The following is a 15,400-nucleotide window of genomic DNA, read 5'->3' as shown; positions in this document are numbered from 1 at the left end:
CCGGCGCCCCGTTACCGCGACCTTGCCAACTGGGCCCCGGCCTTCGCCGGGGTGGGACGTGTGATGGGCAAGCGCTCATCCTGAGGCTTTGCCGAAAACGGCGGCAGCGGTGCCGGGACCCAAGCCCAACGCCGCCCCCTCCCGTTTCCCCTCCCGCCACTGTACAGCACCCCGGATGACCCTCTTCCGCTACCTCGCCGCGCTCCTCCTCGCGGTCACCGCCGTCACCGCGCTCCCCGCGATCGCGCAGGACGAGGCGAAGGTCGCGACCGTCGCCGCCAGCCTGACCCAAGCCTCGGCCGAACTCCAGGCGATCGACGACGCCACCCCCGCCGCGCGGGACGACAAGGCGCGGCAAGCTCTCCGCACGCGCGCGCAGGTCGTGCAGACCACCGCTGCCGACGCGGTCCGCACGCTCACCCCCGAGATGGCGCTCGTCCAGGCGCGCGTTACCGAACTTGGCGCCGCCACTCCCGGCGTCGTCGAAGCCCCCGAGATCCGTCAGCAACGCAAGCTCCTCGCGCAAAGCCAGTCGGCGATCGACTCGGCGATCAAGCGCGCGCGGCTGATCGGGATCGAGGCCAAGCAGCAGATCGATGATATCGGTGCGGCCGAGGCGGAGGAACTTGGCCAGCAATTGTCCGAAAACACCGGCTCGCCGCTGTCGCCGACGCTGTGGGCCGCGATCGTCGATCACCTGCCGCGCGACACCGCGCGACTGACGCGGTTCGCCAATGTCGAGGTGCGTCAGTTCGGCACGCGGTTCGATACGCGCGCGGGTACCGGCCTGCTCGTCGGGATGCTCGCCGCGCTGGTGCTGATCGTGCCGCTGCGGCGCTGGCTGCACGGCGTCGGTAGACGCTATGCGGCCAACCATACGCCCGGCGGCCGTCTGCGACGTTCGGCCTATGCACTGTGGCTGGTCGTGATCGGGACCGCGCTGCCGGGGTTTGCGGCGTGGGCGATCGTCGCATCGCTGCGCTGGGGTGGGCTCGTCTCGCCCGCCTGGAGTCGGTTCGGCGCGATCTTCGTCGGGATCTCGTGGTTCTGCGCGTTCGTGTCGTCGCTCGGTGGCGCGCTGTTGCTGCGGACCCAGCCGACCTGGCGGTTGTTGCCGATCGGCGACGCCGCTGCGCAGGCACTCAGGCCGTATAGCTGGATGGCGGCGGCGCTGATCTTCTTCGGGCAGCTGCTGATCGCGACCAATCTGCTGATCGGCGTCAGTGCGCCCGCGTCGAGTGCGGCCAACGCGGTCGTCGCGCTTCTCCATATCGTGTTGCTCGGCGCGATCCTGGTGACGCTAGGCAGGCTACGCGCCGCCGCGCTGCCCGATCCGTCGAAGCCTGCGCGCAACACGCTGCTCGCGATCGTCGCCACGCTGGTCTGGCTGGTCCTGATCGTCGCGCTCGGCGCCGGGCTGATCGGCTATGTGAACCTGGCGCTGAAGGTTGCGACGTGGCTGGTCTGGGGCGCGATCGTCGGCGCGAGCCTGTACCTGATGATGACCTTCACCGACGATGCGTGCCGGACATTGCTGTCGAGCGGCAACCGCCTGGGTCGCTCGGCGAACAGCGGGTTCGGCGTCGACAACAAGACCGTCGACCAGATCGGCGTGCTGCTGTCGGCGGTGCTGCGGCTGTTGCTGATCATGCTCGCGGTCGGCGCGGTGATGGCGCCGTTCGGGGCAGGGGTGGGCTCGGTGTTCGAGCTGTTCGGCACGGTCGCGAGCGGCATCACGATCGGCCAGGTCACGATCTCGCCGGGGGCGGTGCTGCGCTCGATCGCGGTGCTGTTCGTCGCGCTGGCGATCATGCGCGGACTGCAGCACTGGCTGGTGAACAGCTATCTGCCGACCACCGCGATGGATGCCGGCGCGCAGAATTCGGTGACGATGGTCGCGCGCTATGCCGGCATCATCGCCGCGGTGCTGTGGTCGCTCGGCGCGCTCGGCATCGGCATGGAGAAGCTCGCCGTGGTGCTCGGCGCGTTGTCGGTCGGGATCGGCTTCGGTCTGCAGGCGATCACGCAGAACTTCGTCTCGGGGCTGATCCTGCTCGCCGAGCGCCCGGTGAAGATCGGCGACCTCGTCCGGATCGGCAACATGGAGGGCGACGTGAAGCGGATCAACGTGCGCTCGACCGAGATCCAGGTCGCGGACCGATCGACGCTGATCGTGCCGAATTCCGAACTGATCACCAAGACGATCCAGAACATGACGCTGGCCGCGCCGATCGGCCGGATCCAGCTGCAATTCTCGGTGCCGCTCGAAGAGGATCTCGACGCGGTGCGGACGATGTTGTTCGCGGCGTTCGCGGAGAAGCACGAGGTGCTCGACGATCCCGAATCCAAGGTGTTCATCGATTCGATCGACGCCGGCCGCGCGAAGTTCAACTGCTTCGCGTACGTGGCGAGCCCGCGGGACGCCTATCCGATCCGCAGCGAACTGCTGTTCACGCTGCTCCGCCAGTTCCGCGAGGCGGGCATCGAAGTCGGCTCGACCGCGACCAAGATGGAACTGATCGGCGCGCTGCCGGGCTCGCCCATCACCGATCAGAACTCCGGTCAGAACTCCGATCAGAACGCCGATCAGAACAGGGCGTAGGGCAGCGACACGCTGAAGCTCGACCCTGCCGCCATCGTCCCGCGCGGGCGGATGCGGATGGTGGTGACCGCCTTGGGCGTGGTGGTCGGATCATAGGTCCAGCTCGTCCCGCCGTTCGCCGAGAAATCGACGTCGTCGGTCGCGCTCGCGGGGGTGGCATAGGTCACCGCCAGCGACGACGCAGGCGATCCCTCCGCGGTGGTCACGAACGCGGACGAGGCGGTCCCGTCGCCGTCCAGCGCGACCGCGGCCCGCGTGGGCGTCGGCAGCACCACGGCCACCGAATTGGCGTCGACCGCGACGATGTCGGGGTTGGTCAGCGTGATCGTCGTGCGCTGTTTGCTGCCGGGGATCGCGCGCGGATTGTTGATGGTCGAGATTGGATCATAGGTCGTGCGCGTGGTGATGACGACCGCCACTGGCCTGGCCGAGACGATCATCGTCACGTCGACCTTGGCCGAGGTGACGGCGCTGCTCTGGTCGAGCGTGCCCGCACATAGCGAACCGACGCCGAGCAGCGAACAGAAGCGCCATTCCCAGCCGATCGTGAAGCTGCCCTTGTACGTGCCCGGCGCGACGGCGGTCAGCGACGAGGGGCGGACATGGATTTGGACGTTGCGTGCCGATCCACCGAGCAGCCCTAGCAGGTTGATGATGCCGCCATTCATGTAGACGAACGGCGTGCCGGGCGTGAACGGATAGGTCCCGGCGCTGTCCGCGGCAACGACATAGCGTGCGGTGACTGTATCGGCGACGTTGGTCGAGGTCAGCTTGAACCCGTCCGCGCTGGTCACCGTCGCGCGCAGGAAATTGCCGGTCAGCAACGATATGACCGTGGAGGGGCAATCGAAGCCGCCCGGTACGGCGCTGTACGGCGGCGCACCAGCGACCAGCGCCGGGGGGAATAGGTGCCGAGCGCGGTCGGGCCGGTATTGGTGACCGCGCACGCCGCCCAGGCCGAGGACGGCGTGCAGGCCACGAGGGCGAAGAACAGTTTCGTCAATCCGGTCGTCAACGCGTCGGCCCCCAGGCACAAGATAGGCGGAGATCCTTGGCCGGCATTCGTTAATGCGTTTTGAAGAACCTGTTTCGGGTCTTTCCGCAGGTCGAAATGGCCTGCGATGGTCTTGCCGGGGCCGCCGAAACATTCGAAACAGCCGACATGACGATCGCCCCCTCCAAAACCCGCCCCAGCACCGTCCTCATAGCGAGTGTCGCCACCGCGGCGCTGGCAGGGCTGTTGTTCGGCTTCGACACCGCGGTGATCGCGGGCGTCACCGGCGCGCTGAAGGCGAAGTTCGCGTTGAGCGAGGCGTGGCTCGGCTTCACCGTGTCGTCGGCGCTCTGGGGAACGCTGATCGGTGCGCTGTTCGTCGGTATGCCCGGCGATCGCTATGGCAGTCGCAACGTGCTGCGGATGCTCGCCTTCCTGTATGTCGTCACCGCGCTCGGCTGTGCGCTGGCGTGGAACTGGCACAGTTTCCTCGGCTTCCGCTTCATCAACGGCATCGCGATCGGCGGTTCGTCGGTGCTCGCGCCCGCCTATATCGCCGAGCTCGCGCCGCCCGCCCAGCGCGGCAAGATGGTCGGTGGGTTCCAGTTCGCGGTGATCCTCGGCATCCTGCTCGCGTATGTCTCGAACGCGGTCATCGGGTCGCTCGATCTCGGCGACGTCGAGTGGCGGTGGAAGCTGGGGATCGTCGCAGCGCCGTCGCTGGTGTTCTTCGCACTGCTGTTCCGCATCCCCAACTCGCCGCGCTGGCTGCTCGCCAAGGGGCGCGACGTCGAGGCGAAGCAGGTATTGGCGCTGGTCGGCATGAGCCCGGACATCGCGCGACAGGACCTCGACGCACCAAAGGGCGATGCCAAGCTCTCCTGGACGCGCCACCGCAAGCCGATCACGCTCGCCTTCCTGGTCGCGTTGTTCAACCAGTTCAGCGGCATCAACGCGTTCCTCTATTACCTCAACGATATCTTCAAGGCGTCGGGCGGCAGCCTCTCGCCCGACCTGCAGGCGGTGATGATCGGTGTCGCCAACATGGTGTTCACGCTGCTCGGGATGCTGCTGATCGACCGGATCGGGCGCCGCACGCTGCTGCTGTGGGGCTCGGCGGGGATGACCGGCGCGCTCACCATCGGCGGGCTCGCGCTGCTCGGCGTGCTGCCCAGCTGGCTGCTGCTGCCGTCGTTGATCGTCTTCATCATGTTCTTCGCCCCCGGCTCGGGCGCGGTGATCTGGGTCTATATCTCGGAAGTGTTCCCGCAGAACGTCCGTGCGCGCGGATCGAGCATCGGTTCGTCGAGCCATTGGGGCTGGAACGCGGTGATCGCGCAGGTCTTCCCGATCGCCGCGGCGTGGTCGGCGGGGCTGCCCTTCCTGTTCTTCGCGGCGATGATGGCGGTGCAGTTCGTGACCGTGTTCCTCTACTTCCCCGAGACCAAGGGCGTGCCGCTGGAGGAGATGGACGCCTACATGGCGCGATAATTCGTCGCCGAACCGGCATAATCCTGCGACAATTCGCGGCTAGTCGGAGCGCCTGATCGACGGTCGATCATCGGGGTGACGGGTATGCGTAAACTGGGTCTGGTTCTGGCGGCGAGCGTGCCCGCGATGGCGGCGGCGCAACAGGCACCGTCGAAACCTGCCGCCGCTTCCGCGCCCGCCGCGCAGACGCAGGAGCAGGACGAGGGCGCCGAATCCGAGGAGATCGTCGTCACCGGTTCGCGCAAACTGCCCGGCGCGGTGATTGGCGACATTCCCCCCGACCAGACGCTGGGCCAGGCCGAGATCCGCTCCTACGGCGTCAGTTCGATCTCCGACTTGCTCAACGAACTGAGCCCGCAGACCACCAGCGGACGCGGCAGCGGTGGCGCGCCGGTGGTGCTGCTCAACGGCCGCCGCATCTCCAGCTTCAGTGAAATCCGCGACATCCCGACCGAGGCGATCCAGCGCGTCGAGATCCTGCCCGAGGAGGTCGCGCTCAAATACGGCTATCGCGCGGACCAGAAGGTTGTGAACTTCGTGCTGCGCCGCCGTTTCCGCGCGGTGACCGCCGAAGCCGTCGACAAGATGCCCACCGAAGGCGGCAGCAACTCGCCCGATGCCAAGCTCGACCTGCTCAGCATCGCCCGCGATCGCCGGGTCAATCTGCATGCCGAATACACCTCGACCTCGGCGCTGACCGAATCCGAGCGTGACATCGCAGCGCCCACGCCGACCGCGACCAGCGCGGTCGACGCGGACAACGCGATCGTCGACCAGCGACCGTTCCGCACGCTTCAGTCGGCCAGCAGCACCTTCACCGTGAACAGCGTGTATGCGCGCAACATCGGCAAGGTCGGCGCGACGATCAACGGTCGCCTCGAATCGACCGACAGCCGCAGCCTGAACGGCCTGCCGGTCGCGACGCTCGATGTCGGCGGCGCCACCCCGGTGTACCGGGCGCTCAACGACGATGGCTTCCTGCCGCTCACCCAGCGCACCGCGTCGATCGCGGCGCATCTCGGCACCACGCTCAACGGCGATATCGGCACGTGGCGCTGGAACGTCACGGGCAATTACGACCGTAGCGACACGCAGACCTTCACCGAAAATGGAGTGGACGCCAGCGCATTCCAGGCACAGCTCAGGGCCGGCGATCCGACCGCCAATCCGTTCGCGCGGCTCACCGCCGGCGATATCGGTGCCGCCGCCGGCAACCGCGCCTATGCGACGCAGAACACCGGCGAGATCGATGCGGTCGCGAACGGCAACCTGTTCAGCCTGCCCGCGGGCGCGGTCTCGACGACGATCAAGTTCGGCGGACAGACCGCGGATTTCGACAGCCGTTCCTACCGCGCCGGCCTGACCCAGCGCGGCCAGGTGTCGCGCGATACCGTCAACGGCCAGGTCAATGTCGACCTGCCGCTGACCAGCCGGTCGAAGGACGTGCTGCCGTTCCTCGGCACGCTGTCGGCGAACTTCAACCTCGCCGAGGATCATCTGTCGGATTTCGGCACGCTGACGACGCTCGGCTACGGCGCGAACTGGTCGCCGATCGAGGGCGTGCGCGTGATCGCCTCGGTCACCGACACCGACGAGGCGCCGACCGCGCAACAGCTCGGCAACCCGTCGATCACCACGCCCAACGTCCGCATCTTCGATTACGTCCGCGGCACCACCGCGACCGTCACGACGATCAGCGGCGGCAATCCGAACCTCGTCTCGGACAACAACCACGTCAAGAAGATCGGGGTGACGCTGAAGCCATGGTCGGCGAAGGACCTGTCGATCACCGCCAATTACGTCGAAAGCCGGGTCGACAATCCGATCGCCGCCTTCCCGTCGGCGACCGCGGCGATCGAGGCTGCGTTCCCCGATCGGTTCACGCGCGATGCTGCGGGCAACCTGCTGCAGGTCGACAGCCGTCCGATCAATTTCGCGCGCAGCGACCGCTCCGAACTGCGTTGGGGAATCAATTTCTCCGCGCCGCTCAAGTCGAAGATCCAGAAGGAGCTGGAGGCGTATCGCGCCGGCACCGGCCCCAATCCGTTCGAGGGGATGCAGCCGCCCGGCGGTTTTCGTCGTCCGGAAGGGGCAGGCGGCGATGGCCCGCGCGGTGGTCCAGGCGGGGGCGGTCCAGGCGGAGGCGGACCTGGCGGTGGCGGTCCGGGCGGTGGCGGTCCGGGCGGGGGCGGCGGGCGCGGCTTTGGCGGTCGTGGCGGCCAAGCTGGCGGGCGTCTCCAGTTCGCGGTCTACCATACCTGGCATTTCACCGATCGCGTACTCGTCGCGAACGGCGGCCCTAGCCTCGACCTGTTGAATGGCGACGCGATCGGCAACAGCGGCGGTCAATCGCGCCATGAACTCGAGGCGCAGGCGGGCTATACCAACAACGGCCTCGGCGCGCGCATCTCCGCCAACTACGCGACCGGCACGCGCGTCATTGGCGGCACCGCGGCGGCACCCGAAACGCTCAACTTCGGTGGCTTGGCGACCGCCAACGCGCGGCTGTTCGCCGATCTCGGCCAGCGGCTCGAATGGGTGAAGGCGCATCCGTGGCTGCGCGGCATGCGGATCAGCCTGTCGGTCGACAACGTGCTCAACACCCGCCAGCGCGTCACCGACGCGACGGGCGCGACCCCGAACAACTACCAGCCGGACTACCTCGACCCGCTAGGCCGCACCGTCCGCCTCAGCATCCGCAAGCTCTTCTTTTAAACCCTCGCCCCCCGACAAACATTATCCGTCATCCCCGCGGACGCGGGGACCCATAGGCTCGGAGCCGGGCGATGTATCAGATCCCTCAGCCCCTATGGATCCCCGCCTTCGCGGGGATGACGATGGTGAACTTCGAGGGCGTTCCGAGAGGCGGGGCGAGGGAAGTTAAAGCCCCACCTTCGCCGCCAGCCACCGCGCCGCCGCCTCGGGCGTCTCTTTGTCCGCATCACGATCCACTCGGTAGTTCGCCGCGCGCATCGCCTCCACCGGGATCCGCCCAACCAGCGGCTTCAGCGCGTTCACGAACTTCGTATCCCCAGCCCGCTTCGGCGTGACCATCAGGATGGCGTCATATCCCGGAATCGCCCGCCGTGGATCGCTCAGCACCGCCAGACCATCCGCCGCGATCCGCCCATCCGACGAGAAGGCCGAGATCACATCGACATTCCCGCTCTCCAGCGCGCGGTACATGAAGGTCGGGCTGTACGGCGTCGTCTTGGCGAACCGCAGCGGATAGGCGCGCTTCACCGCCGCCCATTCGGGCCGCTCGAGAAACTCCAGGTCGCTGCCCAGCGTCATCGCCGGCGCGGCCTTCACCAGATCGTCGAGGCTGGCGATGCCCTTCGCCTTGGCCACATCGCCCTTCATCGCGAACGCATAGGCATTCTCGAACCCGAGCGACCCGATCAGCCCGACCCCGTGCTCGCGCTTCGCCCATGCACCGATCGCCGCGACCATCGCGCCGTGCTCGGGCACATCGTTGCGCTTCATCTCGTTCGCCCAGATCGTCCCGGCGTAATCGACATACACATCGATATCGCCGCCCGAGAGCGCGCCGAACACCACCGCGGAGCCCAGCCCGTCACGATACTCGACGGTATAGCCGGCCCGCTCGAGCCGATCGCCGAGCAGCCGCGCAAGGATATATTGCTCGGAAAAGTTCTTCGCGCCGACCACCACCGTTCGGTCGCCACCACTTTTGGCCAGAGCGGCAGCGTCGCCACCGCGGTTCCCGCCACCAATACCGCGGTGCACGCGATCCACAGCCACCGCCGCCGTGCGCGAAAACCATATTCGATCCCACCGATCAGCGCGTCGACCGCCAGCGCCAGCGCCGCCGCGGACACGCAGCCGGCAAGCACCAGTGCCCAGTTTTGCGTCTGGAGCCCGGCAAAGATCATGTCGCCGAGACTCGGCTGGCCGACCGTCGTCGACAGCGTCGCCGCGCCGATCGTCCACACCGCCGCGGTGCGGATACCGGCGACCAGCACCGGCGCGACCAGCGGCGCCTCGACCAGCCGCAGCTTCTGCGCGGGTGTCATGCCCACCGCATCCGCCGCCTGGATCACGGCGGGGTCGATCCCGTGCAACCCTGCCACCGCGTTCCGGATGATCGGCAGCAACGCATACAGCGTCAACGCGATCAGCGACGGCAGGAAGCCGAGCGCCGGGATCCCGCCGCCGACCAGCGCCGACAGGCTGAGCAACAGCGGATAGAACAAGGCCAGCAGCGCAAGGCTCGGGATCGTCTGCACCAGGCTCGCAAACCCGAGCGAGACGCGCGCGACAGTGGCATTGCGCGCCGACCAGATCCCGAGCGGCAGGCTGATCGCGATCCCCAGCAGCAGTGCGGATGCTGACAACAGGACATGCGCGGCAAGCAACGGCGGCACGCGGCCCAGTGCATCGAGAAACGCACTCATGCTACTAACGCCTGCAAGCGTTCGGCCTGCGCGCGCGGCACCTGCACCAGCGCCTGCGCATCGTCGCCACCCTTGCCCGCGACCAGTTCGGCCGGGGTCGCATCGGCGACGATCCGCCCCGCCTTCATCACCAGCACGCGGTCCGCCAGCAGCAGCGCCTCCGCCATGTCATGCGTCACCAGGATCGTCGTCAGCCCGAGCCGATCGTGCAGCTCGCGGATCCGCGTCCCCAGCGCATCGCGCGTCACCGGATCGAGCGCGCCGAACGCCTCGTCGAGCAGCAGCAATTTCGCGCCCGGCGCGAGCGCCCGCGCGATCCCGACGCGCTGTCGTTGGCCACCCGACAGCGCCTCCGGCATCCGCCCGGCGATGTCGCGCGGCAGGTCGACGAGGTCGAGCAGTTCGCCGACCTTCGCCTCGTCGGAGCGCCCCGCGATCCGCAACCCGATCGCGATATTCTCGGCGATCGTCATGTGCGGGAACAGGCCGATATTCTGGAAGACATAGCCGATCCGTCGGCGCAGGTCTGGCGCAGGCTCGGCAGCGACGTCGGCGCCATCGATCGTCACGCGGCCGTCGCTTGGTTCGACCAGCCGGTTGATCGTCTTGAGCAGCGTCGACTTGCCCGATCCCGACGTCCCGACCAGCGCGACGAAGCTGCCGCCGGCGATCGTCAGCGAGACCGCATCGACCGCGATCGTCGACCCGTAGGTCTTGGTGACGCGTTCGAAAGCGAGCGCGGGGGAATTGTCTGGCATCTGCGCGCAGGATGCGGGAAACATACCGGAAAATCAAATCATAGAGAGAGGCGTCATGACCGAGCAGAGCATTTTCATCACCGGCGGCGGATCGGGGATCGGTCGTGCCACCGCGCAGCTGTTCGCGCGGAAGGGTTGGCGCGTCGGGCTGGCGGACGTCAACGTTGCCGGGCTCGCCGAGACCGCCGCGCTGCTCCCCGCGGGCATGGCGACCACCTACCAGATGGACGTGCGCGACCGCGATGCATGGGTGACCTGCCTCGATGCGTTCGTCGCGACCACCGGCGGGCGCCTCGACGTGCTGTTCAACAATGCCGGGATCGGCTCGGGCGGCCCGCTCGCGGAGACCGACTTCGCCGAGATCGACCGGGTAATCGCGATCAACCTGGTCGGCGTGCTGAACGGTGCGCGGATCGGCTATGCGTATCTCAAGCGCACGCCGGGATCGTGCCTGCTCAACACCGCCTCCGCGTCGGCGATCTACGGCTCTTCGGGGTTGGCCCCCTATTCGGCGACCAAGTTCGGCGTTCGCGCGATCACCGAGGCGCTCGACGGCGAATGGGCAGCGGACGGCATCAAGGTGCGTTCGATCGTGCCGAGCTTCATCGACACGCCGCTGCTCGATTCGGGCGCGGGGGAAGCAACCACTCGATCCGCGAGACGGTGACCGGCGCGGGGCTGGAGCTGACCGGCGTCGACAAGGTCGCGGACGCCGCCTGGGCCGCGGTGCACGGCGACAAGGTCCACACCTATGTCGGCAAGACCGCGCACCGCATGGCATTTGCGGCACGCTGGATGCCAGGCGCGCTGCGCAAGCGGATGCGGCGCAGCATGACGCGGGAGTGACATTTGTTGTTTCCTCCCCTGGCGGGGGAGGATTACAGGAGACTCAGGCGTCGCCGACGATCGCGTCGATCGCTTCGGCCATCTCGATATCGCGTGGGGAAAGACCGCCCGCATCATGCGTCGTCAGCAGAATCTCCACCCGGTTCCAGACGTTCTTCCACTCCGGATGGTGGTTCGCGCGCTCGGCGATCAGCGCGACCTGCGCCATGAAGCCGAACGCCTCAACGAAATCGGCGAACACGATCGTCCGCGTGATCGCATCGCGCGCATCGTCGTAATCCCACTCGTCGAGCCCATCGAGCGCCTCGGCCCGCTCGGTCTCGTTCAGTGCTTCGATCATTCGCGTGTCCCTTGCCGCTATCCTCGGGCAACGACTATGGCTGACGACATGAGCGGGCAAGCAGCAATACGGGCAGAGGCGCGCGGCGAAGCACCGGACGCCGACGCGATCGAGGCAATCGCGCGTGCGACGATCGCCCGGTTGCCGGCGCAGTTCGCGATCCATCTCGGCGACATCGTCTTCGCGGTCGAGGAATACGCCGACGACGAGACGCTCGCCGCGCTTGGCCTGGAGCACCCGCTCGATCTGTCGGGGCTGTATCATGGTCGCCCGCTCGGCGAGAAATCGTCGATGGATACCGGCGCGATGCCCGACCGCATCGTGCTGTACCGCCGCGCGATCCTGGAGGAGTGGATCGACACCGGCGTCCGCCTCGACGATCTCGTCGCGCACGTCACGATCCACGAGATCGGCCATCATTTCGGCCTCAGTGACGACGACATGCACGCACTTGAAGACGCGGCGGAAGATTCGGCGGAAGATCCGGCCACGTGACCCTCGGCTTTCGCGACGTCGCGTGCATGCGGGGCGGAAGAATGCTCTTTTCAAACGTCTCGTTCGATCTCGGTCCCGGCGAGGCCGCGATCGTCACCGGCCCCAACGGGATCGGCAAGTCGAGCCTGATCCGGATCGCCGCTGGCCTGCTCGCACCGTTCGAAGGTGCCGTGACCTGTAAGGCGGACAAGGCGTTGCTCACCGAAGCGAGCGCGCTCGACACCGATCGTTCGCTCGTGGCGGCGCTTCGGTTCTGGGCGACCCTCGACAGCGCCCCCGATCCAGACGCACGCGTTGCCCGCGCGATGCAGGCGCTCGATCTGGACGCACTGGCCGACATTCCCGTCCGACTCCTGTCCACGGGACAACGCCGTCGCGCCTCGATCGCCCGTGTCGCCGCGACCGGCGCGCCGGTCTGGCTGCTCGACGAACCCGCCAACGGGCTCGACCTGACCTCGATCACGCGGCTCGAAGCGCTGATCGCCCGACATCGGTCAAGCGGCGGCATCGTGCTGGTCGCCACACATCTGCCGCTGTCGCTACCTGGCGCGCGGGAGATCGCGTTGTGATCGCGCTGATCCGCCGCGATCTTCGCCGCAGCGTGTCGAGCGGCGGCGCGACCTTGGTCGTCGCGTTCTTCCTGCTGGTGGCGACGCTGTTCCCGTTCGCGATCGGCCCCGACGCCGCGCTGCTCGCCAGGATTGGCGGCGGCGTGATCTGGACCGCGGCATTGCTGGCTGCCTTGCTCCCGGTCGAGCGGCTGATCGGTCCCGATCTGGAGTCCGGCGTGTTCGACCAGTTCGCGGTGCGCGGTCTGTCGACGACATTGGTCGCGGTGGCCAAGACGATCGCGCACTGGCTGAGCTTCGGTCCGCCGCTGATGCTCGCCGCGGTGATTGCCGCGGGGCTGCTCAACCTCTCGGGCGAAACGCTGCTCCGCGTCGAGATCGGCCTGCTCATCGGCACGCCGGGTCTGGCGACCCTCGCGGTCGTCACCAGCGCGCTGGTCGCGGGCGTGCGCGGCGGTGGTGCGGTCACCGGGCTGGTGATGCTCCCGCTCGCGGTGCCACTGCTGATCTTCGGCGCCGGTTCGCTCGACCCGGCGGGCGGCGCAGGCGCGATAAAACTGCTCGCCGCGGTCAGCCTCGTGCTGGTCGCGGGGGCACCGTTCATCGCCGCCGCCGCGATCCGCGCCGCGCTCGATTAAGCCGCGACCGGCGCGCTCGGTAGTCCTTACCCTCGCCGCCTCCAGCGTCTCGCCCTCTCCCGAGGGGAGAGGGAAGGCGCGCGCGCTTAGTTGAGCGTCGTCATCTCGACGGGCTTGCCCTTGGTGGTCGGGTTGGACGCATTGGCCTTGGGCGCCTTTTCGGCCTTGGGTTTGCGGACTTCCTTGCTCGACTTCTTCTGGCTCTTGGCCATGACGACACCTCATGGGGCGGAAGGCCCCGCACCATCCTACACCGTTGCGACAGCGCGCGCGCCTCTTATCGAAAAACGCTTATTGGAGCCTGTGCAAGGTCGCCTCGTCCGCCGACCCGTCGAAGAACCGGTCGAGCGCCGCGCGGAACGGCGTAGGGTCGTCCGCGACCGACGCGAACAGCGTCATCGACGATCGCAGCTTCACCGCATCGATATCGCCAAGGATCGTCGCGGCCGAGCCCTGCGCGGCGGTCACGGCCTTGGTCGCTTCGAGCAGACGCGGCCCGAGGACCGGATGCGCTAGATACGCCCGCGCCTCGCTCGCATCGGCGATCGCATAGGTCCGCGCCATCATGCTCTGCCCGAGACCCGCGATTTGCGGGAAGATGAACCACATCCAGTGGCTGCGTTTGGCACCGGCGTGCAGTTCGGCAAGCGCCTGCGGGTACACGCCGTGCTGCGCGGTAACGAAGCGGGTCAGATCGTGCGGCATGTCCTCGAAATGGTCGCGATCCTCCTCGACGCAACCCCCGACAAGGCCGATGCGTTGATCGACCAGAAGAGGAATGCGCATGAAGACGATGGTGATGATCGCGGTGCTTGCCCTCCCGTTGCTGAGCGGTTGCGGCAAGAAGGACGATCCGACCGACACGCTCGCTGCGAGCAACTTCACGCCGCCGCAGACGCGCGCGCCGACGCCGATCCCGGGGCAGGCACAGACCACGCCGATCACCGCTTATGTCGGGAAATACCCGCATGACGCGGTCGGCGGCGTCGATTTCTTCGACCGTACCGATGTCGCCTCGGGGCTGGTCATGGCGGTTGGCGATGCGAAACTGCGCGAGACGATCCGCGGTCGTTCGGGGCCCGAAACACCGGTGTTCAAGATCGGCGAGCGCGTCGCGGCCTGGGGCTGCGAGGAGCATAATTGCGGCGATCACAACTGGACCGTGATCGTCGATAGCAAGGCCGCCAAGACCCAGGTCTGCTACCATGATGCTGCGAAGATGGGCACGCGGAGTGACTGGTATGACGGCGCCGCCCCCGTACGCCGTGCCGAAACCTGCCCTTCGGAAGGATAAGCGATGCTCGAACACATCCCGGCGTGGCTCGGCCACGCGATGAGCGGTCTGCGTGCGGGCGCCGAAAAGCTCGCCATCGTCCAGCTTGGCAACCGGTTCGAGACGCTCGACCTGACCAGCCCGGCATTCGCGCATGAGAGCCGGATGCCGCCGCGTTTCACGGCCGATGGCGAAGGCGTGTCGCCGCCGCTCGTCTGGAGCGAACCGCCGGCTGGCACCACGCATATGGTGTTGATCGTCGAGGATGCCGATGCACCGACCCCGCAGCCGCTCGTCCATGCGATCGTCTGGGGCCTCGAAGCCGATGCGGGGCGTCTTGCCGAAGGTGCGATCGCCGCCGATGGGGAGGGCGATGCGGCAGGACGCGACGTTGGCCGTAATTCCTATCTTCGCGAGGGATGGCTGCCACCCGATCCACCGAGTGGGCATGGCGATCATCGGTATGCGTTTCAGATGTTCGCGGTTGGTGCGGGCGCTGAAGACGTCGGCGCGACACCCGGACGCTCTGCGGTGATCGACGCCATAACCGGCCATGTGCTGGCAGCGGGATTGTTGATCGGTACCTATTCGCGCGAGGCGGAGGCACCGGTCGGGCCGGTGGGCTTGGGTGCGCCTGCATGACGCAGGGCGGCGGTGGCGGTTTGGCCCTGGGGCTGAACCGACGCTGCCGCGGCCGGCTCAGACCAGCGTCGTCCCGCTATGCGTGACGATCAGCAAGAGGGTAGTCGAGAAGGCGGCAAGGCCTATGAGAATGCTGCGACCCATGATGGTTCTCCGTGACGTGAGGATCAGGCGATCGGGATGATCGGCGTGGCGGTGCTGACGGCGATCGCAGCGAAGACGATCGCACCGACGAACGAGCAAGCAATACGCTGGACGGTTTCAAAACGGATCGACATGAGATTTTCCTTCGAGTGTCAGGCGCCGGACCATCCGGCTGCCGATATCGAATGAA

13 protein-coding genes and 2 pseudogenes are annotated in these 15,400 nt (G+C 67.4%); 9 read left to right on the top strand and 6 right to left on the bottom strand.

Going from position 1 to position 15,400, the window contains the following annotated elements; translation table 11 throughout:
• Nucleotides 1-175 precede the first annotated feature (175 nt).
• Nucleotides 176-2,602, top strand: coding sequence for a DUF3772 domain-containing protein (locus tag QP164_RS14185; RefSeq protein WP_333923553.1), 2,427 nt, complete (start codon nucleotides 176-178; stop codon nucleotides 2,600-2,602).
• Here the strand turns inward: QP164_RS14185 and QP164_RS14180 are convergent.
• Nucleotides 2,587-3,549 (bottom strand): protein CsuE, encoded by a 963-nt coding sequence (locus tag QP164_RS14180; protein ID WP_333923552.1) that lies wholly within the window; start codon nucleotides 3,547-3,549, stop codon nucleotides 2,587-2,589. The two genes, QP164_RS14185 and QP164_RS14180, sit on opposite strands and share 16 nt — an antisense overlap.
• Nucleotides 3,550-3,764: 215 nt before the next feature.
• On the opposite strand from QP164_RS14180, the gene QP164_RS14175 reads away from it, so the two are divergent.
• Together QP164_RS14175 and QP164_RS14170 are read left to right on the top strand one after the other, a co-directional pair.
• Nucleotides 3,765-5,087 (top strand): sugar porter family MFS transporter, encoded by a 1,323-nt coding sequence (locus QP164_RS14175; RefSeq protein WP_333923551.1) that lies wholly within the window; start codon nucleotides 3,765-3,767, stop codon nucleotides 5,085-5,087.
• Nucleotides 5,088-5,171: 84 nt separating this feature from the next.
• Nucleotides 5,172-7,802, top strand: coding sequence for a TonB-dependent receptor (locus QP164_RS14170; RefSeq protein ID WP_333923550.1), 2,631 nt, complete (start codon nucleotides 5,172-5,174; stop codon nucleotides 7,800-7,802).
• Between the two features lie 165 nt (nucleotides 7,803-7,967).
• Here the strand turns inward: QP164_RS14170 and QP164_RS14165 are convergent.
• Both QP164_RS14165 and QP164_RS14160 read right to left on the bottom strand, forming a co-directional pair.
• Nucleotides 7,968-9,505, bottom strand: a pseudogene (locus QP164_RS14165) (ABC transporter permease/substrate-binding protein).
• A complete protein-coding gene (locus QP164_RS14160) occupies nucleotides 9,502-10,263 on the bottom strand; it encodes an ABC transporter ATP-binding protein (RefSeq protein WP_333923549.1) in 762 nt (253 codons plus the stop codon). Before QP164_RS14160 ends, QP164_RS14165 begins: the two are co-directional and overlap by 4 nt.
• A 55-nt stretch (nucleotides 10,264-10,318) precedes the next feature.
• On the opposite strand from QP164_RS14160, the pseudogene QP164_RS14155 reads away from it, so the two are divergent.
• A pseudogene (locus QP164_RS14155) lies at nucleotides 10,319-11,109 on the top strand (SDR family oxidoreductase).
• 43 nt (nucleotides 11,110-11,152) lie between these two features.
• Here the strand turns inward: QP164_RS14155 and QP164_RS14150 are convergent.
• Nucleotides 11,153-11,449: a 4a-hydroxytetrahydrobiopterin dehydratase gene (locus QP164_RS14150; RefSeq protein WP_128453864.1), complete on the bottom strand. Its 297-nt coding sequence runs from the start codon at nucleotides 11,447-11,449 to the stop codon at nucleotides 11,153-11,155.
• 48 nt (nucleotides 11,450-11,497) lie between these two features.
• Here QP164_RS14150 and QP164_RS14145 point away from each other — a divergent pair, with 48 nt between their 5' ends.
• Genes QP164_RS14145 through QP164_RS14135 form a run of 3 tightly spaced genes read left to right on the top strand, consistent with a single transcriptional unit; the run spans nucleotide 11,498 to nucleotide 13,151 of the window.
• Complete coding sequence (locus QP164_RS14145) at nucleotides 11,498-11,944, top strand: metallopeptidase family protein (RefSeq protein ID WP_435368377.1); 447 nt, start codon at nucleotides 11,498-11,500, stop codon at nucleotides 11,942-11,944.
• Between the two features lie 41 nt (nucleotides 11,945-11,985).
• Entirely contained in the window at nucleotides 11,986-12,513 is a 528-nt protein-coding gene (ccmA, locus tag QP164_RS14140; protein WP_333923547.1) for a heme ABC exporter ATP-binding protein CcmA, read from the top strand.
• Nucleotides 12,510-13,151 carry a heme exporter protein CcmB gene (locus tag QP164_RS14135; RefSeq protein ID WP_333923546.1) on the top strand — a complete coding sequence of 214 codons (642 nt, stop codon included), beginning with the start codon at nucleotides 12,510-12,512 and terminating at the stop codon, nucleotides 13,149-13,151. The genes ccmA and QP164_RS14135 overlap by 4 nt, the downstream gene beginning before the upstream one ends.
• A gap of 86 nt (nucleotides 13,152-13,237) precedes the next feature.
• On the opposite strand, the gene QP164_RS14130 is transcribed toward QP164_RS14135, so the two are convergent.
• Nucleotides 13,238-13,363 (bottom strand): hypothetical protein, encoded by a 126-nt coding sequence (locus tag QP164_RS14130; RefSeq protein WP_259457500.1) that lies wholly within the window; start codon nucleotides 13,361-13,363, stop codon nucleotides 13,238-13,240.
• A gap of 79 nt (nucleotides 13,364-13,442) precedes the next feature.
• The gene (locus tag QP164_RS14125) at nucleotides 13,443-13,856 is read right to left on the bottom strand and encodes a DUF1810 domain-containing protein (RefSeq protein ID WP_333924269.1); all 414 of its coding nucleotides are present in this window, start codon (nucleotides 13,854-13,856) and stop codon (nucleotides 13,443-13,445) included.
• 79 nt (nucleotides 13,857-13,935) lie between these two features.
• Here QP164_RS14125 and QP164_RS14120 point away from each other — a divergent pair, with 79 nt between their 5' ends.
• Both QP164_RS14120 and QP164_RS14115 read left to right on the top strand, forming a co-directional pair.
• Nucleotides 13,936-14,445 carry a hypothetical protein gene (locus QP164_RS14120; protein WP_332756060.1) on the top strand — a complete coding sequence of 170 codons (510 nt, stop codon included), beginning with the start codon at nucleotides 13,936-13,938 and terminating at the stop codon, nucleotides 14,443-14,445.
• A gap of 3 nt (nucleotides 14,446-14,448) precedes the next feature.
• Nucleotides 14,449-15,066: a YbhB/YbcL family Raf kinase inhibitor-like protein gene (locus tag QP164_RS14115; RefSeq protein ID WP_132895776.1), complete on the top strand. Its 618-nt coding sequence runs from the start codon at nucleotides 14,449-14,451 to the stop codon at nucleotides 15,064-15,066.
• Nucleotides 15,067-15,400 lie beyond the last annotated feature (334 nt).

The organism is Sphingomonas sp. LR59, from assembly GCF_036855945.1.
Taxonomy (GTDB): Bacteria; Pseudomonadota; Alphaproteobacteria; order Sphingomonadales; family Sphingomonadaceae; genus Sphingomonas.
The sequence above is the reverse complement of the archived record's forward strand: the minus strand, read 5'-3'. Positions and strand labels throughout refer to the sequence as shown.